The following is a 295-nucleotide window of genomic DNA, read 5'->3' on the forward strand; positions in this document are numbered from 1 at the left end:
GAATCACGTACGAAATGTTCGGATTCGACTTCATGGCCGCATTAACCAAGTCCGATATATAGAAGTTGGTCATCAGCAGCCCCGGACGCTTCGAGAACAATGTCTGGATAGCCTGCTCTACACTCTGCTGAACTTGTAGCAAGTTGGCGCTGTTGAATGCATATACGTCAAGCGCCACATTGCGGGCAATTGCGATCGGGTCCTGCCATATGAAGTACGTGCTGTACATCGTGACTTTCTGACAGTAGTTCAGAAAGTCCTGAATCTGAGCCTGCGTCCACGGGCTAGCGGTGAG

At 50.5% G+C, this 295-nt stretch carries 1 protein-coding gene; it reads right to left on the reverse strand.

Going from position 1 to position 295, the window contains the following annotated elements; translation table 11 throughout:
- Window positions 1-295, reverse strand: a 295-nt coding sequence (locus tag AC1RP1_RS08235) for a hypothetical protein (protein ID WP_481762758.1), incomplete at both ends; no start/stop codon positions are given.

The sequence above is a fragment of the Dellaglioa sp. CoH-56-MRSF-13 genome (assembly GCF_056782095.1).